The organism is Leptospira langatensis (genome assembly GCF_004770615.1).
Classification (GTDB): Bacteria; Spirochaetota; Leptospiria; order Leptospirales; family Leptospiraceae; genus Leptospira_B; species Leptospira_B langatensis.
On record NZ_RQER01000011.1, the window covers coordinates 484,720 to 507,278 of the forward strand.

Below are 22,559 nucleotides of genomic sequence, written 5' to 3' on the forward strand. Positions count from 1 at the left end.
CAATAGTCTGGCTTAGATCGGAATGCGCCCCTGGATCCGAAATTGTTTAATCCTCCTTTTTCTGCCGGGCCTTGCTTGGGCCCAGCAGACGGGCGACCCAGGCCCTCGTACTTCCGGGGTTCCGGAAGCAAGCGCGACCGAAGACGATACCCAAAGATCCGTAGTAAAGACTAGAAACCGATTGCTCGGAAGATCCATCGAGATCTTAACCGAGAGGGAGGTGGACGAGCAGCTGGAAAACCTAGGTCTTTCCAGAGAAGGCTCCATTTATACCAGACGCAAACGACTCAAAGCCGCTCTCGGGGAAAAAGAGGACAATAAACCCGACTTCTCCGCGTTAGCCGAAAGCAATAAGAAGGAACTCCCCATGGTGATCGAGAACGCCGCGGAAGGAGAACTCATGAGAGTGGACAAGACCAAGGGTGGAGTTCTCGTTTTGCGGGGAAGGGTCCGACTGAAACTTCGCACCGGAGCCTTGGAGGCGGAGACGATCTCCGTGGATTCGGATCGGCAGGAGATCTATGCGGAAGGCGGGATCAAATTCGAGGACGGAAGAGCGAGAGTCACCGGGGACAAATTCATCTACGATTATAAACTGGATAAAGGAGTGGTCTATAATACCAAAGGGACCATGTCTCCGGCTTACTTTGTAGGAGAAAAGTTCAAGAAGCTAGATGATAAGCGTTACATGCTCGAAATGGGCTATTTCACTTCTTGTAACGCAGAGAAGCCTCACTATTCCTTCAAAGTGGACAAGGTTACGATCTATGACGATAAGACGATCATAGGATCGAATGTGCGCTTTCAAGTCGGAGGCACCACCGTCTTCTGGCTTCCGTTCTTCTATAATAATAATTTAGGCAATGGTTGGAACACTCAGATGGGTAAGAATAATACCCAAGGTTTGTTCATGCAGAACTCCTTCCAGTGGTCCGTATTGCCTGGGAATTCCTGGGCTCCGATGGGCTATAAGTTCCGGGCGGACTTCTATGAAATGACCGGTCAGGCGTTTCAAACGGAAATGTGGAGACAGAGCCCGAACTTAAATTATCAGATCGATTTAGGATACGCCAACCATAAAGCCTATCAGATCGTTCCGGGGTACCAGAACAGATTTGCGAATTACGGACTGGGCACCACCGGGGTCACGAACGAAATCGATAAGGGAGACTATTACGGGACCAATATCCCGAATGTCGGAGTGGACAAGGATCCTTGGTGGAAGGGTAGGATCTTCTTAAATTCCAAAACCAATAACACCGAAAAGGACGTTACCCGGAATATCTCTATTCAATACGAGAATTATACGAATCGATTGTTCGAATATGAGTATGGGAATAGATATCAACCCAATAACAGTTTGCAGTCATTGTATACCTACAGGGACGTTCGATTCGGTTATGTTCGAAACACTCTAGAATGGAAGGCGGATTATACGGAGAACAGGGGAGATCTCTCGGTGAACGTGAACATGAAGAGAAATATGATCTTCTACAACCTGAGCCCTCTTTCGAAGTCCGGTTATTTTCCTACTGTGGACGTTCTTCCTTCCACTACGATCAAGAATAGTTCCGAGGTAGCGAGACTTCCTTATTTTGAGACACCTGTCTATTGGGATTCCTATTTAACGAATACCCTGTTGAGATTCTATGGGGTCCCCGTTCAGGAAAAGTTGAAGATCCCTACACTTGATGGGAGTTACGACGATCCAACCGGAGCCTATCGGGAAAATCTATTGAGAACGCAATCCTTCTTACAGGGAGAAACAGGGTTTCGTACTTCTATGAACTTTGGAAGTTATATCTCCTTGGCTCCTGCGGTATATTATGGAGCAAAGAAACAATCGGCTCAGTTGCCTGCCGGAACCGCTTCTTCCAGCACGGTGAATACGAACTTTACTTCTTTGGAAAGAAGTCTTGCTCGGGATAGTTATCAGTATTTCAGAACGAATACGAACCTGAGAGTAGGAGCTCCTATCCTATTCTTTAACGCTACCTATCGTAAGTTGGAAGCGGAGAAGCCCGAATTGCAGGATCCCATCCTGATGAAGAACAGGCAGCATGAGGTGGAGCTTTCCTTGGAGAGTTACGCTCTGGAGAATTTCGAGATCTCACTTCGTACCATCCGAGATCTTCGGAATTTCTCGGATCAGTATCAACCCCAACCTACGAATAAGGAGCGTTGGTACTATACTGTATTCAGATTTGCTGGTTATATAGACTTCTTAGAAGGATTCAGCAAACGCAAACGAAGCCTCTTAGAAAGAAAGAGAAGCTTTTATTCAGGGATCTTCTTCAATAACGACTTCGTATACCATACTCCCCTTGGCAGACCTCTTTCGAATAACCTGACCGTTTCCTATAAGATGGGAGGATTCCGTCTTCCTTTCTTAAGATATATTAGAGAGTTGGAAATGGGCGGGACCTGGTATCATATATATTATGCTTCTATGGTGGATAATTACCGGGTATATGCGAAGGCGAGCATTGATATCACAAGAGAGCTTGGCTTCGAAGCGGAGATAGATTCCAGAGTGACGGAGCCATGGAGATATACCAACCAAACGGATAATTATTACTACCAAAGATATATCCTGAACCAGGATCCTACGGCTCCGTTCACTTCCATGAACATGACCTCCGCTAATTTTGGACAGGACTTGATCAATGGAACCGGGATCAATGGAACTCAGGCTCGTCAGAATACTGCATTGAATATCAATCGTGTCATGGGGACTATAAAGTATAATTTACATACCATGAACTTCCGTTTAGGATTAAGTAGCGACTTGAGATCCGTTCCTGGAGGAACCACAGGTGCGAGCCAGGTTACCTTTTACGACCAGTCCGTCTTCTTCTCTATATCTCTTACGGATTTCAGTCTGGGCCAGGAAGATTCCTCTCAGTTGACGAGAATGCGTTTGTATAGATTCAAAAAGCGTCCGCTAAAAGCCGGTTATGTGGAGGGAGTGGAATCTCAATAATATGCTAAAAGAAAGAAGCCAAACCTTCAAATTACTATTCGTGATCCTGGATCTGATCTTCTCTTTGGGAAGTTGCTTATTTGCATTCTTACTCAGATTCTATGTAGGAGATCCTACAGGAGTGGATCGCTCTTATGTGGACCCCGTCAGCTATTTCGTCTTGGCTTCGGTCCTTTCCGTATCTCAGGTTATCGTATTCTTATTCATAGATCTCTATCATCCCAGAAGAGGACTTTCCTTTGCGGACGAATTCCTGGTCATCATAGGTGGGGTGTTCTTAAACCTATTCTCCGTTCTCTCCCTTTTGTTCTTCTTTCGGGGAGACTTCGGAAGTGAGAGATTCTCCCGTTCCTTTATCCTGGTCTTTGCTGCTACCAATATCTTCTCCATCAGTGTGCTGCATTTGTTCACAAGACAGATACTGCGTTACTTGAGAAGCAAGGGATACAATCTGAGAAGGGTCCTTGTGATCGGGGTAAGGGAAACTGCGAGCCGTTTTGCCGACTCCGTCCAAAGACATCAGATCTACGGATACGAGATCGTAGGATATGTGAGTTCCGCGCTTCCCAAGCCGATCCGCAAGGACATGAAGGTGGTAGGAAAGACTTCTAAGATAGAAAAGGTCCTTTTGGAAGTGAAACCGGATCTGGTCGTCTATGCATTGAACAATGCGGAAGGCGATCATCTGCAAGAAGTTTTGGACGCCTGCGATACGGAAGGGATCGATCTGAAAGTCATTCCGGGCTTCCAAGAATTCATCAAAGCAAAGGGAAGAGTGGACGAGATGGACGGTCTTCCTGTCATCTCCATTCGAAATATTCCTGTTCGTCTGGGTTACAATCGGGCGATCAAGAGAAGCTTTGATATTCTATTCTCTTTCAGTTTTATTCTGATCTTCTCTCCTATCTTCCTGATCATTGCCGCGCTTATCAAGTTAACCTCCAGAGGTCCTGTCTTTTATTACCAAGAAAGAGTGGGCTTGGACAATAAGAGCTTCAAGATGATCAAGTTTAGGAGCATGGTCGTGCAAGAAAGGTCAAAGTCAGAGACCACTTGGACGATCCAGAACGACCCGAGAGTAACTCCGATCGGTAAGATACTACGAAAGACCTCCCTTGACGAAATACCTCAGTTTTTTAATGTGCTTTTAGGGGACATGTCCGTTGTGGGTCCTAGGCCGGAAAGACCTCATTTCGTTGAGAAGTTCAAGAGCGATCATAGGCATTATATGAGAAGGCATGCGGTCAAGGCCGGTATTACGGGACTTGCCCAGGTCAAAGGACTGAGAGGGGACACCTCTATCGACGAAAGGATAGCCGCGGATATCTATTATATAGAAAATTGGTCTCTCTGGCTGGATATTAAGATCATCCTGCTTACGCCTTTCAAAGGCGTCATGGATAAGAACGCATATTAAAGGAGAAGGAGAAGGAACCGTGAATCTGAACGAAGAATCCCTCCAAAAAATAGCTGAGCTGTCCAGGCTCAAAATCGATCCGAAAGATATCCAAGCGTTTCTTTCCGATTTCAATAAAGTACTGAATTACGTGGATACGATCACTGAGTTGGATGTGAGTTCCGTTTCCGACGAGGACTTATATACGAACGAAGGAAATTCCGTAAGAGCGGATCAGGTTGCGGAAGGACTAAGTCGTTCTCAAATTGAATCCTTCGCTCCCAGCTTTCAAAACGGATATTTTGTGGTTCCTAAGGTGATTGAAACATGAGCGATCTCTGGAAATTGACTTATTCCCAAATTAAGAAAGGATTAAATGCAGGAGAGTTTACTCCAAGCGAACTTGCAACTTCCTTGATCTCTCGCATTGAAGCGGAAGATTTTAAGATCAAGGCATTCCTTTCATTCGAAAAAGAGAATGTGCTAAAGGCTGCAGCGGAGAGCACGGAGAGAAGAAGATCAGGAAAACCTCTTTCCGAATTCGACGGGATCCCGATCGGGATCAAAGATAATATCTGTATAGAAGGTACGATCACCAGCTGCGCTTCCAAAATACTGGAAAACTATCATTCTCCGTTTCACGCGACTGCCATTGAGAAATTATTAGCGAAAGGATTCGTTCTCATTCCGAGAGCGAACATGGATGAGTTTGCAATGGGTTCCTCCACGGAGAACTCCGCTTATCAGATCACAAAGAATCCGTTCGATACGGCTCGGATCCCGGGAGGATCTTCCGGGGGATCGGCTGCTGCTGTGGCAGCTTCCTTCGTTCCGGTCGCACTCGGTTCGGATACGGGAGGCTCCGTTAGACAGCCTGCTTCTCTTTGTGGGATATACGGATTGAAGCCGAGCTACGGTACTGTTTCTCGTTACGGATTGGTAGCCTATGCTTCCAGTTTGGATCAGATCGGGCCTTTGTCCAAGGATATTGACGGAGTAGTGGATGTGTATTCCATTATCTCAGGAAAGGATCCAAAGGATGCTACCTCTAAGAACCTGACAGCCTTCGATCCTGCAAAGGCAAAACCTGTAGCATTAGAAGGCTTGCGGATCGGAAAAATGAAGATGAGTGCCGAGATCGATCCGGATGTGGCCAAGGCATACGAGTCATTATTAAGCGACTTGGAATCTAAGGGAGCAAAACTAGTAGAGCTGGATTTCTCCCTTCTTTCCAATTCTATCCCTATCTATTATATAATCGCTACTGCGGAATGTTCTTCGAACCTTTCTCGTTTTGATGGGATCCGTTTCGGTGCAAGAAAGGACCCAAGCGGTAAATTAGAAGATCTTTATGTGGCAAGTCGCAGCGAAGGATTCGGAAAAGAAGTACAGAGAAGGATCCTTCTCGGAACCTTCTCCTTGTCTGCGGGATATTACGATGCATATTATGGAAGGGCGCAGAAGGCAAGAGTTCTTATTAAAAGGGAATATGAAGGTTATTTCTCGAAGGTAGATCTGATCCTGCAACCGACTTCCCCTACGACCGCGTTTAAGGTGGGAGAGAAGACTTCGGATCCGATCCAAATGTACAAGGCAGATATACTGACTACTTCTGTGAATCTTGCGGGAGTTCCTGCCATGTCTTTGCCGATAGGAACGGATTCGAAGGGACTGCCGATCGGATTGCAAGTGACCGCTCCTCTTTTTCATGAGGAGAAGATCTTCGGTTTCGCTAAGACCATCCAAGATTGGTCTTCAAAAGTCAAACTGCCTGAACAGATCCAATGAGTGAACTAGCCGTAAGGATCATTCCCTGCCTGGACATCAAAGATGGAAGGGTAGTCAAAGGGGTCAATTTCGTAAACCTAGTGGACGCCGGTGATCCGGTAGAGTCTGCGGTCGCTTACGAACAGAATCTTGCGGATGAATTATGTTTTTTGGATATAACCGCTTCCAGCGATAAGAGGGATATTCTCATCCACTTAGTAGAAGCGGTAGCGGAAAGGATCTTTATTCCGTTCACAGTGGGCGGAGGTTTAAGGAATCTGGAGGACGTAAAAGCCGTCTTGGAAAAAGGGGCCGACAAGGTTTCCATCAATACTGCAGCGTTCCAGAATCCGGACCTTCTTCGTGCTGCCGCAGAGATCTATGGTTCCCAATGCATCGTTTGTGCGGTGGATGTGAAATTCCATACGGAACGCAAACGCCATGAGATATTCCTGCATGGGGGAAGGACGGAAACCGGTAGGGAGGCATTGGACTGGGCCCAAGAAGCGCAATCCAAGGGAGCAGGAGAGATCCTATTGACCTCTATGGACCGGGACGGGACCAAGAAAGGTTTCGATATACAACTCCTAAAATCATTTTCTTCTAATTTAGAAATTCCTATTATAGCGAGCGGCGGAGCTGGAAATCCCGAGCATATGGTAGAAGCCATATTGAGAGGGAAAGCCGACGCAGTTCTTGCGGCATCTATCTTTCACTTTGGGGAATTCACCATTAGAGAAACCAAAGAGAATATGAGAGAGATGGGAATCAAGGTTAGGCTTTAAGTTCTGAACCGATCAAAGCCCAAATATGTAATTGAATACGCTGTCGAAGTGAGTGGAAACCGGACTTGGATGGCTTCCAGTTGCATCTCTAAATGACATCTGAGAGTGATCCATGTCGCTTACGGTTGCATTTGCAGAATTATTTGTTAAGTGTCCATTCATTAATGCTGACTTCCAAGGAACAATCCCATCCGAATCAGGAAAGGGCGGAGTACCACCGCTCGATAATACTAAGCAACCGCTTTGATAAATAACATCATGCGTCCCGTCGCTACAATCTCCACTCGAAGAAATATCTCCTGCATACGCAGTCGTTTGTGCATCCTTTGAATGATTCGCAATCAATCCCTCTAAGAATGGATTAAATGCTTGGTCCAGCCCATCGGTTATAGCTGGGAGGATAGGATTAACACCAGAGGAAAGTCCGTTTGTATATGCCAAATTCTTTCCTCCTGGGGTATTGGTCATGAATTTGATAATCGTGCCGATAGAACTTAAATTTCCTGTATATTGAGGAGAAGAAAAAGGAGAGCCATAATAAGGAGTGCCTAAGCTGACTATATGATCGATCACATCGTTTGTATTGTTTGGATGTAGGATCGCTGACCTGGATACTAGTCCACCCATCGAGTGAGCGACCACGATTACCTTATCCGAAGCTGCAAAATACTTGTTTAGGGTATCGATAAACCTTCTGCCATTAAATTCGATGTAGTCAGAGGTACGATATGTGAAAACGTAAATCTCGAAATTGTTATAAATAATCGAACTGTAATTCGAAGGAGTTCGAGAGGTAGTAAACGCTAAAGCTTGGTTCCAAGTGGAAAGGATATTGGAGATCTTCTTATTGAAATCTGTCGGAGGGTCCGTTTGCTTTTCCGTAAAATCCCAGCCATGGATGAAAACGATCTTTGTCTTGGTATTATCCCTTTGGAAAAACGGATCTTGGAAATACAATGTGGAAAGATCGTTTACGGTGAGTGGGGTAATCACCGTAGAGAACTTATACATGGCATGGTTCAGTTCCGCATAATAGGAAGAAGTTAGGTAATCCCGTATCTTGTCCGAAAGGGATTCATTGCTCGGAGGTTTGAGCCTATCCTCTAGATTCCCACAATAGGTCAGGGAAAAGAAAGAAATGAGTAGAAGGACGGATCGGAAAGAGAAAAATTCTTTCATCCTTAAAATCTCTCCTTTTGCCCCTAAATTCGCAAGCTAGAATTGAGAAAGAAGAAAGTTACAATTCAGTATTTAGAAATAAATTGATGAGTAAACGACACTATGGTCGGTTTTTCAATCTGTCTAAAACGATGCCTGTAGCCACAGTTACGTTCAAAGAGGAAATATGTCCATGCAATGGGATGCGGAGAGTAAAATCCGATTTTTCCATCAGGATCCGTTTGAGTCCTTCTCCTTCGTTTCCCATGAGAATGACAAGTTCTTCCCAAGCAGGGACCTTGGACCAATCTTCTTCTCCTCGGTCCGAAGTGGAGACTACCCAAAAATTCCGTTTTTGCAGTTTTTCTAATATTTGCACTAAGTTCCCGACGCGGAATACGTTTAAATAGGCCAGCGCGCCGGAGGCTACCTTTTCCACTACGGGAGTGATCCCGGAAGAATCCCTCTCCGGAATCAGCACCGTCTCCACTCCGAAACATTCTGCAGTCCTAAGAATATTTCCGAGATTACCCGGATCTTGGATCCGATCCAAAACAAGAATGGGACCTTTGCAGGTTTCCAAATGTTCGTCGAAGGATCTCTTATCTCCGGTATGAAGAAGGATCCGAGACGCAAGGACTCCTTGGTGATTGACTCCAGGCAGCATTCGATCTAATTTTCCGGGAGAAGCCTCTTGGATCTTGATCTTGCTACCGATCTCGCTCAGTATATCTTGTAGTTCTTTCTTTGCACCGGAAGTCAGCCAAAGTTCCTGGAAGGGAAGTTCGGATCCTTGCTCCAGATATCTTTCCAGTATCTCTCGAATATTTCTTCTTCCGTAGATATAATCGGAACGGCTCATTTTCTTTTCCAGCGAAGACCTTCTTTCGTGTCTTCCAAAATGATCCCTAACTCGTTCAATTTATCTCTGAGCCTATCGGCTTTTGCGAAGTCCTTATTCTTTCTGGCTTCCTGTCTTTGGCGGACTATTTCGTCTATTTCGGAATCCAAGGTTTCTTGTTTCCATTCGAAAGAAAGAACTCCTAAGATAGAATCTATCTTTCTGAATAGTTCCAGTTTCTTAGAAAGCTCCGGTCCTGAGATGGAACCGCCATCCAGGACATGGTTCGTTTCTTTGACTGTCTCGAATACCAACGCCAGGAATTTAGAGATATTCAGATCGTCTGCCAGGGAATCGAGAAATCCATCCCATTCAGGAGTTTGAATATTTGAGTTTTCTAATATGATTCCCGGCTTAGAGCTCTCCTCCAGGAGACGGTTCACGCAATTTTGGATACGGGAAACGGATTGTTCCGCTTCTTCCAATCGTTCCTTGGTGAAATTCAATTTGGATCTATAATGAGCGGCAAGGAGTAGAAAGCGTATATGTCGGACATCGGCACCTTCTTTTACCAAGTCCCTAAGAGTGAAGAAATTTCCCTTGGACTTGGCCATCTTCTCTCCATTTACAAGAAGATGTTCCGAGTGAAGCCAGTATTTGACAAAGCTTTCATTCGGATAAGCGCCTTCGCTTTGTGCGATCTCATTCTCATGGTGAGGGAAGGTAAGGTCCACACCTCCGGTATGGATATCCACTCCCGAACCGTATACGTCTCGGATCATGGCGGAGCATTCCAAATGCCAGCCAGGTCTTCCGGAGCCTATATCCGTTTCCCAAGAAGGCTCGCCTTCTTGTTTCGGGAATTTCCAAAGCACGAAGTCCCTTACGTCGTCCTTTTCATACTCGTCGGTATCGTAGCGGGTTCCCGTTTTCATTCCGCTCACATCTATCTTGGAGAGTTTTCCGTATCCCTTGAACTTGGAAATGGAATAGTAGAGACTTCCGTCCTTCTCATAAACAAGGTCCCTGGACTTTAGATGTTTTATGATCTCGACCATAGCGGGAATGGAATCGGTTGCTCTCGGATAATGTTCTAATTTTTGAATATTCAAAGATGCTAAATCTTCTTGAAAGGATTGGATCCAAGGTTTTGTGAATTCTTGGATGGATTTGCCTGAGGCAATCGATTCACGGATGATCTTATCGTCTATATCCGTGATATTCATGGTCATGTCCGGTTTATAGCCGAATGCAATCAGCGACCTGCGAAGCAGATCCACGAATAAAAAGGCTCTTAAATTCCCTAAATGAGCGAAATTGTAAACGGTCGGTCCGCAGGAATAAACTCTTACTCTGTCTGAAAACTCAGGAGAGAAGACCTCTTTGTTTCCTGTGAGAGAATTATGAAAACGGACTTCTCTCATTCCGGAAACAGGATCTCTTTCGAGAATTCCAGGTTTGCCTGATTTTGCTTATCCCCTGCGATACCTGCCTCATTCCCTTCCGTAGGATACACTTGCATTCTCTTATCGCAGACCAAATGATTGAATAGGGCGAACACGGATTTAGGATGAGAGACCTTATCTTCCATTCCCACAGACACCAGAGTAGGGATCTTGATCTTCTTGGAGAAGTTCAGTGTATCAAAATAAGACAGGTTCTTTTTGATCTGGGATTTTTTGGATTTTCCGTTTGCGATCTGATCTGCTATTTCCTTGGACCAACTCGTTCCTAACTTGAGTTGGTTATCGTCTATATGGCAAAAATTAGGAGTTTCTAATATAAGAGCCTTGACTCTAGGAGAATTTGCCGCTCCGAAAAGAGCCATGGCGGCTCCCAAGCCCTTGCCCGCAAGGATGATCCTGTCTCCGTCGATTCCGTCGGTAAGACGTAGGAATTCGATTGTACGGATCACATCCAGATAATTCGACTTTAAGAAGAAGGATTCCTTCGCTTCCAAGCCTTTGCGGAAATATCCTGGAGTCCAGTCCGGATCCGGAAGTTCGCCTTCCTTCAAAACTGGACGAATGAGCTGGGTTCCATGCCCTCTCAGATCCAGGATCAGCTGAGCAATCCCGGCTTCTGTAAGTCCCTTGATGATCTGAGGTCTGTCTTTCGCGTAGTCGTGAAAATAAACGAGAACAGGAAGATCTCCTCTTTTTCGAGGAATGACCAAACTACCGGTTAAGGTTGCGTTGCCATAAGATTGGAAAGAAATATCGTAGATGGTTTCTTTAAGAATGGTTCCTTTTAGGAGTGCCTTGGTTTGGTTCTTTACCGGAAACCCTTTGAGTTCTCGGATCGCTTCCGCCCAAAAATCATCTAGATCGGCAGGGGGTGCAAACGGAGGATAGGTCTGGAAGCACTCGTCGAAACTGATAGCCATCAGAGATACATCGTTTTCATTTCAGCGGGGGTGTAAAGTGATCTTTTGCGGAATACAATGTCTGCAAGAGTAGCACGGAAATGGTCATAGGTCCTACACCCCCTGGAACAGGAGTATAATAGGAGGATTTCTCCCAAGCCTTGGAGATCTCGATATCTCCCAGATTTCCGGGATTATAACCGGCGTCTAACAGGACTGCACCGGGCTTGATCCAATCCGCTTTCACAAATTCCGGTTTTCCAACGGCACCTACGATGATATCCGCCTGAGAAATGATCTCAGGCAGATTCTTGGTCTTAGAATGACATAGGGTAACTGTCGCATTCATCTCGGTAAGGAGCATTGCCATTGGCTTTCCTAAAATAGGAGAACGACCGACCACTACCGCATTTTTTCCTTCCGGGTTGATCCCGTATTCTTTCATGAGAAGGACCATTCCGTACGGAGTGCAGGGAAGATAGGTTTCCACTCCCATGGAAAGTTTTCCGAAAGAAAGTGTAGTAACTCCGTCCACATCCTTCTTCAGATCGATCCGATCGAATGCGGCTCTCTCATCTATTTGGGGAGGGCAAGGGTGTTGGAGTAAGATTCCGTGGATCTCTGGATCTGCGTTCAAACGATCTATGACCGAAAGTAATTCCTCAGTCGTAGTGGTTTGAGGAAGAACGATTTTCTCCGAGCCCATTCCCACAGCATGACAGGACTTTACCTTCATACTCACATAGGTTTCGGAGGCTGGATCCGTTCCCACGAGGATAGTGGCTAACTTGGGAGCCTTTTTGCCGGAAGCGACAAGAGCCTTGATCTCTTCGGCGATCGTGTCCTTGATCTTTTGAGAGAGTTTTTTTCCATCCAGTAGAATCGCAGTCATGGGTTCAGGATTTCCCCTTGGGCCTCGATGTCATCCGAAAATAATCCTTTTCAGTCGGGACAAACGCTTAAAATAGGATCATGTCCGAAACGAAGACCATCGATCTAAACGAACTTTCCAAACATGTAAACGAAACAGTCAGGATCCAAGGATGGGTTCACGGTCTCAGGGGTTCCAACGCCAGACAGTTTTTAAGTTTGAGAAGTTCCGGAAAGATCATCCAGGTCTTGGCCGAGAAAGAGATCCTGGGAGAAGATCCATTTACAGAGATCAAACATCTCAAGCAAGAGACTTCATTGGAAGTGATCGGTAAACTTGTAGAGAACGAAAAGTCTCCTATCGGTTTCGAACTCATCCTTTCTTCTTATAAGAAGGTTGGTGAATCGGAGAATTATCCGATCACTCCTAAGGAACATGGGATCGATTTCTTGTTATCCCAAAGACATCTTTGGCTGCGTTCCAGTAAGCAACTTGCGATCATCAAGATCAGAAGCGAATTGTCTTATCATATCCGCAAATATTTCCATGAGAATAAGTTCACTCTCATCGACACTCCTATACTCACCGGTTCCATCGGAGAGTCCGCAGGTACACTTTTTTCCACAGAATATTTCGATTTGGGAAATGCTTACTTGGCGCAAACAGGACAGCTATACTTAGAGACAGCGATCTTTGCGCATAGCAAGGTATATTGCTACGGGCCGACCTTTCGCGCGGAGAAGAGTAAAACAAGACGACACCTCACCGAATTCTGGATGGTAGAAGCGGAATCCGCATACGTATCACATGCAGAAAATTTAAAATTGCAGGAAGATTTCGTAAAGACTGTTATCCGAGAGACCGTGGCTTCTTGCCGAGCTGAATTAAAAGTCTTGGAACGCGATCCTTCTCCTCTTCTGGAGTATCTTTCCAAGCCGTTTGCGATCGTAGACTATAAGGATGCCTTAGACTATCTTAGATCCGCTGGAGAAGATATAGTCTGGGGAGACGATATCAATTCCGAAAGAGAGCAAATGCTCTGCCAAAAATATGGCGGGCCGGTATTCATCCAGAAATATCCGAGAGAGGCAAAGGCCTTCTATATGAAGGTCAATCCGGAAGATCCAAAAACCGTACTCAATGCGGACCTGATCGCTCCGGACGGGGTGGGGGAGATTATAGGCGGATCGGAACGAGAAGAAAACTACGAGACCATTATCAAACGACTGGAAGAAGAAAAACTCCCCGTTGAGTCCTACGAATGGTATCTGGAACTACGTAAATACGGTTCTGTGCCTCATTCCGGGTTTGGGCTCGGAACGGAAAGATTGGTGGCCTGGATCTGCGGATTGCAACATGTTCGGGAATGCATTCCTTTCCCGAGGATGATGGAAAGGCTGTATCCGTAATATATTCCCCCATAAAAAAATCTAGGGAAAATCTACGCCTGACCGATACCAGAAAGTAGAGGTATCATAATGGCTAAAAGTTCCGCCCTTTCCGCACAGCTTTCTTTAGAAGAATCCGCTTGGGAACTCTTCGAGACGGGAGCCTATGAAGAGGTCGCCCATCTTGCGGAAGAGAATCCGAAGAATGTGTTCTTAAATCATTTAAGAGCAGTAGGGATCTTCGAGACAGAAGCCGGTACCGCGAACAATTTCCTTTTGGAAGGAAAGACAGTGCTTACTCCTCTTGTAGGCGCTTACTTGCACAGAACCAAAGGAAATACAAAAGAAGCCGCATTATTATTCCATGAATATTTCAAGGCATCTTCGAGCCCTGTTTCTTATTCCATCTTAAAGTCAGGCATCAAGACCTGCGAAGAGATCGGCGCATACAAGGCATGTTCCGATCTGATCCAAAGATACAAGGTATTATTCAACGACGGATACTTCTGTCGTTTGGAATTCTTTTCCAATTACCACCTTCGAAAATTTGAAGAGGCGCTGAAGACTTTCAAAGAGAATTCGGATCAACTTAAAGAAGATAGAGATGTGCTTGCCGCACTCGGATTATGCTTTGTTCATATTGGCAAATTCGACGAAGCAGTGAATATTCTGGAAAAACTTCCCGGAGCGGGAGAGATACCTACCTACGAAGAGAAAGTAACAGAGTATTCTGATAAGATCAAAGAGATCCCGAAATACGAAGCTAGAAGAAAGCAGTTGAACAAGCAGGAACTACTGGATCTTGGATACGCGTATCTCTTCTCCGAATCTTACAAAAAAGCGGAAGAAGTATTTACTTCTCTGGTCGAGCAAGAAGAACAATAACCCTTCCTTTCAAGAGAGCTTCCCTGGATTTCGGGGAAGCCAGGATCTTCTCCGCATCCTCATTGGAGATAACGAGGTCCGCACCTAATTTGCCAGACATACCCAAAGCAGTAGTGAATAATGGTTTTACTCCTGCTACTTCTTCTCTCATTGCTTCTTTCGGTTTAGAAAAATAACGAATGTATCCGTAATTCACGATCGAACTCTTTTTCACGAAGAAGGGAGAGTAGATCCCGATGCCGTCCTCGTCTCGGATCTCGGAAAAGAGTGCGGGCTCCACATTCAGATGTCTTGCATCTACTATTAATCCGGTATACGCATCCGCAGGATTTTGGATCGGATAGCTCTCCGGGAATTGTTCTGAGGCATAAGGTAGAGTAATATGAGTTAGGATCCCTTTCTTTCCTTTCAAAGGAAGAATGCCCGTCGCGATCAACTTATTTCCTACGAAGCGGGATTGCAATTCGATCGGATCCTTTTCATAGATCTCTTGGAATATCTCGCGAAACGGTTCGTCTGCCGCGATCTTTTCCCGTAAGAGGAGATTCGAATCCAATTTCAGATTCTCCATTCCCCTATAGAGATATTTCTTGATCTCTTCTCTTGCCGATTCCTTGGCCATAGTGCGGGCTTCAGTCAGGTTCTTGGCTGTGCCTTCCTTATTGAAATCAGGATCGTCCGGATGAAAGGAGATCTTGGGTAATTTGATCTCTACAGTCTTACGGATCTCTCCCGCCTTCCAATCCACGACAGTCTCCGTCTTATCCTTGGATTCCCATGCAAGAAGGGAAATTCCCAAGAACAGAGTGCCGATCAGAAGAATGTACTTCGCGATCTTTATGTTAGAAGGTCTCATACAGCGGCTCCCGACTCGTATTTTGGAAGTTTAGAATATTCTAATTTAAGCTGGCTCCAATCGGAGACTCGTTTCGCAGGGGGAAGGGCTGCTATGAGATCCTTTCCATAGGACTTGGTCCAAATCCTGGAATCCAATAGGCTTACGATCCCAGTATCTCTTTCGGAACGGATCAATCTTCCGAAACCCTGCTTTAATACGGTAGTGGCATAAGGAAGTTGCAGATCGCGGAAAGGATTTCCTCCCTTCTCCTTAAGCTTTTCACTCCTGGCTTCTAATACAGGATCGTTCGGCGGTTGGAAGGGAAGTTTAGTCAGGATCACGGATCTGAGTTTATCCCCTCGGATATCCACACCTTGCCAGAACGTGGAAACGCCGAAAAGAACCGCACTGTCTTCCGCTAGGAACCTATTCTTTGCGGCTTCAGGACCCAGTTCCAATTGAGAGAAGATCGGAAGATCCGTTTGGGGTCGGACCATCTCTAAGATCTCATTCAAGGATTTATTTGAAGTGAATAATACGAAGGTCCCGCCTTGGGTGAGTTCTATGAGCTTTATAATATATCTTGCAAGATCTGCCGCGTTTCTCTCTGCGGATTCGGTCGCATCCTTCACGTCTTTTGGAAGAAAGAGAAGTGCATTCTTCTCATATGGAAAAGGAGAAGGGACTAGTCTCGACTTAGCAGGAAGATTCCCGATCCGGTCGCTGAAGTAGTTCAGGTTTCCTTGGTTTGTCGCCAAGGTCGCCGAGGTAAATACGATGCTCTCCGTTCTTGGTTCCAGGATCTCTCTTAAGATCGTTTCCGATTCTAAGGGTTGGGTGAGAAGTTTCGGGAACATCTCTCTTGTCTTTTGGTTAGGAGGATCCGCCCAATACACTCTCTCTCCGGAATCCATGGTCCGGAACAGATGCAATCCTTCCGCAACCTGACCGATCCGACCCGCAGACATTTCGATCTCGAGAGCGATCTCCTTTTCTTCCAGATCGTCACTATCCTTGGAGTATTTCTTAAGTTCTAGAAGAAGGGACTCTTGCAAGGAATCCAAAACCGATTCCAGATCTCCTCCATCCATCTTTAAAGGTCTTCGGATCCTTTGAGAGCCGTAGAAATTCAAAGGAAGTTCGCCGAGTAATTTATTAAAACAAACTAGGAGCCTTTCGCTCGCCTGACTTGCAAGATCGTTGATCTTACTTGAATTGAGTCTCGCACCTAACCCGGATTTCTTCTGAGAATTCCAAACCCCTTGCAGTAGCTTTTGGATCTCTATAGAAGAGAGTTCGATCCGGAATGCAGAACCGAGCACTTCCGGAAAATTATGCGCTTCATCTACGATGATCTTTCTGAACTCAGGCAGGATATTGAAATCGGAGGCGATATGGGCCGCGAGCAAATGATGGTTTACGATCAGTAGATTGGACTTTTGCCATTTAGCTCTTTCTAAGAAGTAAAAAGAATGAGAAAAGTTCGGACAGCTTCTTCCTAAACAGGAATCCGCTTCCCTGGTTACCTTTGCCCAAAAATCGGGAGAAGCAAATCCGTCATATTCCTGTCTTCTGCCGGACTCGGAAGAAGAGACCCAGTCCTTGAAAGAATTGAGATGATCCATCATTTCCGGGCCAAAGGTCCCTTGCGTAAGAACATTACTCAGCTTTCTTTTGCAAACATAGTTGGAAGCGCCCATCGCGATCTCTGCTCTGACTTCTTGGCCCAGGATCTGAGAGACTAACGGAATGTCCTTCTTGATAAGCTGGTCTTGCAGAGCCTTGGTTTCTGTGGAGATGATGACTGTTTCTTCTCCTTCTAATGCGCTGACTGCCGCCGGGATCAGATAGGCCAATGATTTTCCTACACCCGTTCCCGCTTCTACGATCAAATGGTTGGAATCGGCAAACGCGCGTTCAACGCTATTTGCCATTTGGATCTGGCCTGGCCTAGATTCGAATTCAGGCCAAAGCTTAGAGAGTTTTCGGAATTGTTCTTCGACGGGGCCCAAAGCGACCTCAGGCATTCCTTGTTTGGAATAATTTCACGATACAGAATAAGGAGAGAAGGGTAACGAGTCCGAGAGATCCCCACATGATGATCGCGCCATCTAGGCTCAATGATCCGTCTGTGATGAAAGCTAAACCTAATTTTAGCGGTTTCTCGGAATAAGGGAAGAAGGTCATGGCAATCCCCAATAAGAGTATAAAGCCGCCCAAGAACAAGGGAAGTATTTTGTTCTTGCTCTTGTCTTTTTCGGCCACTGCTTCTTCTTTTCCTCTTAGGCTCAAATGAACAAGTCCATATACCACGCAGAAGATCGCGATGATAGCAAGGAATACATAGCGGGAGATCAAGGCTTGAAAGGTAGCTTCTTCTGCAGTAGTCCCTGTTGGTGCATGTGCTACCATCCAGTCCACGCTCATCTTGTTGATATACGATCCCAGGTTTTGATACAGGAACATACCGAATACAATGAGTAGGAATGCAGGGGTCACATATTGGATCACCCACCAGAAGAATCGCGGAAGCCGAGTATGAGAGCCTCTGTCTCCTTCTTCCAATCCTTTCTTGGCTCCGATCACCCAGCCAAAGATCAAGATTTGCAAGGTTGCTAGAATATAGATGAGAACAGTTCCTACCCAGAAATCTGCCTGATCGAGTGCCGTGAAATTCTTATTGAAGTAGAGGATCGGAAAGGAAAGTAAGAATGTGATGATGAACAGATATAGACTGGAGGTCTGTCTCTTGAGATGAAAGGCTTCTTCTAAGAATACCGTTACCGGTTGGAGCATGGTAACCGAAGAAGTCAATGCGGCTAAGAATAGGACCAAATACCAGAGCGCCCCGAAGACTTGTCCTCCGGGCATGAGCGCGAATACGGAAGGAAGCGCTATGAATCCCATCCCGAATGTACCAAAGGAAGTCACGGAAACTCCTAAGAACAAGAACGCGACAGGGATCGTGATCATTCCTCCGAAGGCGACTTCTACGAATTCGTTCAAGGATGCGGCAGAAAGAGAAGAAAGGATCACGTCGTTTTCTTTCTTCAAATAGCTGGAGAATACGAGTGCGATCCCGAATCCGGCAGACAAGGTAAAGAAGATCTGGCCTGCAGCGGAGATCCAAACCTTTGCTTCTCCCAAAGAGGACCAATCCGGATTCCACATCTTTGCGAGTCCGGACTCGATTCCGTCCAAGGTAAGAACTCGAACCAATACCACAGAAGAGCAAACAAGCATCAAAGGAACTGCGATCTTAGCAAATACTTCGATCCCCTTGGAAAGCCCTCGATAGACCAGGATGAAGTTCATTAGAAAACAAGCAAGTGTTGCGTAGAATATCTTTCCACGAACTGCCGCACCATTCTCTCTCGCCCCAACCACAGTCTCGAAATGGTCGGATGCTTTTGCGATCAGACTGGCTTGGTCAGTATAGCCCGCGCCCAGATTGATCTGGCCGGTAAAGAAATCGAAAGCATACGCAAGACACCAGGCTTCCACGAAAACGTAATATACATAAATGAGAAGTGGGATCGTAACTCCGATGGTTCCCATGAGTCTAAGAGGAGTACCGGAAAGAAAGGAACGGAATAGGTTCGGAAAACTATGCCCTTGTTCTCCCCCCATTCTTCCCATCACCCATTCGGTGATGCAGACTGGGATCCCTACTAGGATGAAACTGATGATATAGGGGAGAAGGAAGGCTCCTCCTCCGTTCTGAACGGCCTGGCCTGGAAATCGCAAGAAATTTCCAAGACCTATGGCTCCGGATGCGACTGTGAGTATGAGTCCTGTACGAGATTTCCAACTTTCCTTTGGGGCGTGATCCGACATTAACGTTCCGTAACCGGGGATTTCGGGCTGGCAACCAGTCCGACGGGGAGTGGAACTATAATCCCATTGGAACAACTCCTATTGTCAAAACGAATTCCCTTTTAAGATTGGAAAAAGATGGGACATAAGAAATTGAAAATTGTCTCTGACTTTCTGGCAGAAATTGGGAAACTTTTTGTCTGTTCCCAGTCTAATAGGCAAATCCGGAATTTGGGACTCCAGAGAATAAAATGAAACTAGATAAGATCACATTAAAGTTAAACGAAGCGCTTTCGAACGCTCAGTCTTCCTACGACAAGAACCCGGAAGTACAAGAGGAACATGTAGTTGCTAAGATCCTGGAACAAGCGGATGGATTTGCTCCTCCTTTGTTTGCTAAGCTAGGATTGAATTTGCCCGAGTTCCTACGCAAGACCGAAGAAGCCATCTTAAAACTACCAAGGGTAGAAGGCGGAGTGGAAAGGAATTTCTCCCGAGCAGTGATTGCACTCTTGCAGAACGCAGACAAGGTCCGCGCAGAGCTAAAGGATGAATACCTTTCTACGGATCACGTTTTATTAGCATTCTTGAAAGCGGGAGTTTCCGGTCTTCGCCAGGAATTCCAAAGACTCGGATTAGATTATTCAAAATTACTAAAAGCTGTATTAGAACTGAGGAAAGGACAACCGATCATGGACGATACTCCAGAAAACAAAGCGGATGCTTTAAAGAAATATGCCAAGAACCTGAACGAACTCGCAAAGCAGGGCAAATTGGATCCTGTGATCGGTCGAGACGAAGAGATACGCAGGACCATACAGGTTCTTACAAGACGCACTAAGAACAACCCTGTCCTGATCGGTGAGCCCGGTGTGGGAAAGACAGCGATCGTTGAGGGTCTTGCAGGCAAGATCATCCAAGGAGAGGTCCCTGAAGGGATCAAGACCAAGACGATCTATGCCTTGGATCTGGGTGCGATGATCGCAGGAGCCAAGTACAGAGGGGAATTCGAGGAAAGATTGAAAGCCACTCTGGACGAGGTCAAGCATAGCGACGGGAATATCATCCTATTCATAGACGAGATCCATACACTCGTAGGAGCGGGAGCACAAGAAGGAGCCATGGATGCTTCTAATATGCTCAAGCCGATGCTTGCTCGCGGGGAATTACGCTGTATAGGTGCAACGACTCTTAAAGAATACCAGAAGTATATCGAAAAGGACGCTGCCTTAGAGAGAAGGTTCCAACAGGTCTATGTAAAAGAACCGAGTGTAGAAGAGACTGTTACCATCCTAAGAGGACTTAAGGACAGATACGAATTGCATCATGGGATCAAGATCCTGGATTCAGCCATCGTGGCCGCAGCTACATTATCGAATCGTTATATAGCCGATCGCTTCCTGCCGGATAAGGCGGTGGATCTAATAGATGAAGCCAGTTCCAAGATGAGGATCGAAATGGATTCCATGCCGGAAGAGCTGGACCGTTTGAGTAAGAAGATCCAATCCTTGAAGATCGAAAGAGAGGCTCTCAAGAGAGAAACAGATACCGCATCCAAACAAAGGGTGGAGAATATCGTAAAAGAGCTTTCCGAGCAAGAAGAGACATTTAGGAACCTAAAGGCTCGCTGGGATCTCGAAAAATCCAAGATCTCCAAGATCAAGGATATCAAGGAAGAAACGGATAGATACAAACTTCTGGAGGCTGAAGCGGAGAGAAGGGGAGAGATCAACCGGGTTGCAGAGATCCGTTACGGAAAACTGGTAGAGCTTTCTAAGGAAATGGAGAAGGCAAACTCGGAATTGAAGAAGATCTCCGGGAACGGCAGGCTTCTAAAAGAAGAAGTCGATGAGGAAGATATCGCAAATATAGTCTCTCGTTGGACCGGGATCCCTGTATCCAAAATGCTTCAGGGAGAAAAAGCAAAACTCCTGAAGATGGAAGACTCTTTGATGAGTAAGGTGATCGGACAGGACCATGCTTTGGAATTATTGTCCGAAGCGATCCGAAGATCGAGAGCGGGGATCGCCGATCCGAACAGACCGATCGGGACCTTCTTATTCTTAGGACCGACTGGAGTGGGCAAGACGGAAACTGCAAAGGCACTCTCGGAGTTCTTGTTCGACGATGTGAACGCGATGCTCCGTATCGATATGAGCGAATATATGGAAGCACATTCCGTCTCTCGTTTGATCGGTGCTCCTCCGGGCTATATAGGACACGACGAGGGTGGACAGTTGACCGAAGCAGTGCGACGTAGACCTTATTCTGTGATCCTATTCGACGAGGTGGAGAAGGCGCATCCGGAAGTGTTCAATATCTTCTTACAGATCCTGGACGAAGGAAGACTAACGGATAGCAAAGGAAGGAATGTAGACTTTAAGAATACGGTCATCATTCTGACCTCGAATCTAGGATCGGATATCTTAAGCTCCACGGAATATAACCAGGAAGAGAAGGAAAGAATGGTTGATCAACGCTTGAAGAAGCATTTCAAACCTGAGTTCCTGAACCGACTGGACGAGGTGATCCTATTCAAATCCGTAGACGAGAGCATGATCTCCAGAATTGCGGAACTTCAGCTGGAAGCAATGGCGAAGAAGGCAAAAGAGAACGGTCTTCTGATCTCTTATACACCAGCGTTAAAGCAATTCGTGATCCGAGCAGGTTACGATCCGGAATACGGCGCGAGACCTCTGAAACGACTCATCCAAAGAGAAATTGGAAATGCGCTTAGCAATTTCATACTCAAAGGAGAGTTCCAAGAAGGACAGAAGGTTAGTCTGGATTATTCCGGCGGAAAGGTGACCATAAAATAAAACAAAAAAACCCCGGTGATGAACCGGGGTTTTCATCTTATAGCACATAAAGGGAAAAGAATGTGCAAGATAACGCACGGGGGAGATTCCCCCGTTTTTGGATTAGAATTCTACTTTGTGTAGAAACAATTCCTCTTTTTTCATTTTTAAGACCTTAGAGGCCATGCTCTTAAATTCTTCTGGGGGTTCCAGTAGACCCAATTCCACCTTAGAGAGGAATGGAGTGGAGACCTTCAGTTTCTTTGCCATATCGTATTGCTTGATCCCCAATTCTCTGCGTTTTGCCCAGAGTTTGTTGGTAAGTCCTTGGCTGAATTCAGGGTAAACCTCTTCTACCGGACTATCGTTAAACAGCTTATCGAGTGTGGTTTTCAAATATTTCGCACAAGCTTGTCTGAATTTCTCAGTGGGTGCTTGGCTTCCCGTTTCGATCTTGGAAAGGTAGCTAGGGGATACGCCCAAAGCCCTTGCCATATCGTATTGCTTGATACCTCGTTTTTTGCGAAGCATGTAGATGTGGTTGTTCATCCTTTTCCCCTTTTTTACCGTTATATTAAGCACTAACTTTGCCTCAAGAATAAATTTCCACCCAGAGTGTAACGCATATTAGGATACAAATTTTTTCCAAAAACAGGCTTATACTAAAA

17 protein-coding genes are annotated in these 22,559 nt (G+C 45.8%); 8 read left to right on the forward strand and 9 right to left on the reverse strand.

The window, feature by feature from the left end:
• The first annotated feature begins 22 nt into the window (after positions 1-22).
• From EHO57_RS18205 to hisF, 5 genes are read left to right on the forward strand one after another with little or no spacing between them, the layout of a single operon-like run.
• Positions 23-2,983, forward strand: coding sequence for an LPS-assembly protein LptD (locus tag EHO57_RS18205; protein ID WP_135642512.1), 2,961 nt, complete (start codon positions 23-25; stop codon positions 2,981-2,983).
• A gap of 1 nt (position 2,984) precedes the next feature.
• Complete coding sequence (locus EHO57_RS18210; protein WP_135642515.1) at positions 2,985-4,400, forward strand: undecaprenyl-phosphate glucose phosphotransferase; 1,416 nt, start codon at positions 2,985-2,987, stop codon at positions 4,398-4,400.
• Between the two features lie 19 nt (positions 4,401-4,419).
• The gene (gene gatC, locus EHO57_RS18215; protein WP_135642517.1) at positions 4,420-4,710 is read left to right on the forward strand and encodes an Asp-tRNA(Asn)/Glu-tRNA(Gln) amidotransferase subunit GatC; all 291 of its coding nucleotides are present in this window, start codon (positions 4,420-4,422) and stop codon (positions 4,708-4,710) included.
• Positions 4,707-6,167: an Asp-tRNA(Asn)/Glu-tRNA(Gln) amidotransferase subunit GatA gene (gatA, locus tag EHO57_RS18220; RefSeq protein WP_135642520.1), complete on the forward strand. Its 1,461-nt coding sequence runs from the start codon at positions 4,707-4,709 to the stop codon at positions 6,165-6,167. Before gatC ends, gatA begins: the two co-directional genes overlap by 4 nt.
• A complete protein-coding gene (gene hisF / locus EHO57_RS18225) occupies positions 6,164-6,931 on the forward strand; it encodes an imidazole glycerol phosphate synthase subunit HisF (RefSeq protein WP_135642522.1) in 768 nt (255 codons plus the stop codon). Before gatA ends, hisF begins: the two co-directional genes overlap by 4 nt.
• Positions 6,932-6,943: 12 nt before the next feature.
• On the opposite strand, the gene EHO57_RS18230 is transcribed toward hisF, so the two are convergent.
• The 5 genes from EHO57_RS18230 to folD form a co-directional block, all read right to left on the reverse strand.
• Positions 6,944-8,110, reverse strand: a complete 1,167-nt coding sequence (locus EHO57_RS18230) for a PGAP1-like alpha/beta domain-containing protein (protein ID WP_135642524.1) — start codon at positions 8,108-8,110, stop codon at positions 6,944-6,946.
• Between the two features lie 100 nt (positions 8,111-8,210).
• Positions 8,211-8,951, reverse strand: a complete 741-nt coding sequence (rlmB, locus tag EHO57_RS18235; protein WP_135642527.1) for a 23S rRNA (guanosine(2251)-2'-O)-methyltransferase RlmB — start codon at positions 8,949-8,951, stop codon at positions 8,211-8,213.
• The gene (cysS, locus tag EHO57_RS18240) at positions 8,948-10,354 is read right to left on the reverse strand and encodes a cysteine--tRNA ligase (protein WP_135642529.1); all 1,407 of its coding nucleotides are present in this window, start codon (positions 10,352-10,354) and stop codon (positions 8,948-8,950) included. Before cysS ends, rlmB begins: the two co-directional genes overlap by 4 nt.
• Positions 10,351-11,316 carry an acetylxylan esterase gene (locus EHO57_RS18245; protein ID WP_135642531.1) on the reverse strand — a complete coding sequence of 322 codons (966 nt, stop codon included), beginning with the start codon at positions 11,314-11,316 and terminating at the stop codon, positions 10,351-10,353. The genes cysS and EHO57_RS18245 overlap by 4 nt, the downstream gene beginning before the upstream one ends.
• A gap of 16 nt (positions 11,317-11,332) precedes the next feature.
• On the reverse strand, positions 11,333-12,187 hold the full coding sequence (folD, locus tag EHO57_RS18250; RefSeq protein WP_135642533.1) for a bifunctional methylenetetrahydrofolate dehydrogenase/methenyltetrahydrofolate cyclohydrolase FolD: 855 nt from the start codon (positions 12,185-12,187) through the stop codon (positions 11,333-11,335).
• A gap of 80 nt (positions 12,188-12,267) precedes the next feature.
• Here folD and asnS point away from each other — a divergent pair, with 80 nt between their 5' ends.
• Both asnS and EHO57_RS18260 read left to right on the forward strand, forming a co-directional pair.
• On the forward strand, positions 12,268-13,575 hold the full coding sequence (gene asnS / locus EHO57_RS18255) for an asparagine--tRNA ligase (protein ID WP_135642535.1): 1,308 nt from the start codon (positions 12,268-12,270) through the stop codon (positions 13,573-13,575).
• Between the two features lie 69 nt (positions 13,576-13,644).
• A complete protein-coding gene (locus EHO57_RS18260) occupies positions 13,645-14,439 on the forward strand; it encodes a tetratricopeptide repeat protein (protein ID WP_135642537.1) in 795 nt (264 codons plus the stop codon).
• On the opposite strand, the gene EHO57_RS18265 is transcribed toward EHO57_RS18260, so the two are convergent.
• From EHO57_RS18265 to EHO57_RS18275, 3 genes are read right to left on the reverse strand one after another with little or no spacing between them, the layout of a single operon-like run.
• On the reverse strand, positions 14,408-15,295 hold the full coding sequence (locus EHO57_RS18265; protein ID WP_135642539.1) for a hypothetical protein: 888 nt from the start codon (positions 15,293-15,295) through the stop codon (positions 14,408-14,410). The two genes, EHO57_RS18260 and EHO57_RS18265, sit on opposite strands and share 32 nt — an antisense overlap.
• Complete coding sequence (locus tag EHO57_RS18270) at positions 15,292-17,304, reverse strand: ATP-dependent DNA helicase (RefSeq protein WP_167882232.1); 2,013 nt, start codon at positions 17,302-17,304, stop codon at positions 15,292-15,294. Before EHO57_RS18270 ends, EHO57_RS18265 begins: the two co-directional genes overlap by 4 nt.
• Positions 17,297-19,114 carry a sodium-dependent transporter gene (locus EHO57_RS18275; RefSeq protein WP_135642541.1) on the reverse strand — a complete coding sequence of 606 codons (1,818 nt, stop codon included), beginning with the start codon at positions 19,112-19,114 and terminating at the stop codon, positions 17,297-17,299. Before EHO57_RS18275 ends, EHO57_RS18270 begins: the two co-directional genes overlap by 8 nt.
• Before the next feature lie 230 nt (positions 19,115-19,344).
• Here EHO57_RS18275 and clpB point away from each other — a divergent pair, with 230 nt between their 5' ends.
• Positions 19,345-21,912 (forward strand): ATP-dependent chaperone ClpB, encoded by a 2,568-nt coding sequence (gene clpB, locus EHO57_RS18280; protein WP_135642543.1) that lies wholly within the window; start codon positions 19,345-19,347, stop codon positions 21,910-21,912.
• Between the two features lie 102 nt (positions 21,913-22,014).
• On the opposite strand, the gene EHO57_RS18285 is transcribed toward clpB, so the two are convergent.
• A complete protein-coding gene (locus EHO57_RS18285; protein WP_135643312.1) occupies positions 22,015-22,422 on the reverse strand; it encodes a helix-turn-helix domain-containing protein in 408 nt (135 codons plus the stop codon).
• Between the last annotated feature and the right edge of the window lie 137 nt (positions 22,423-22,559).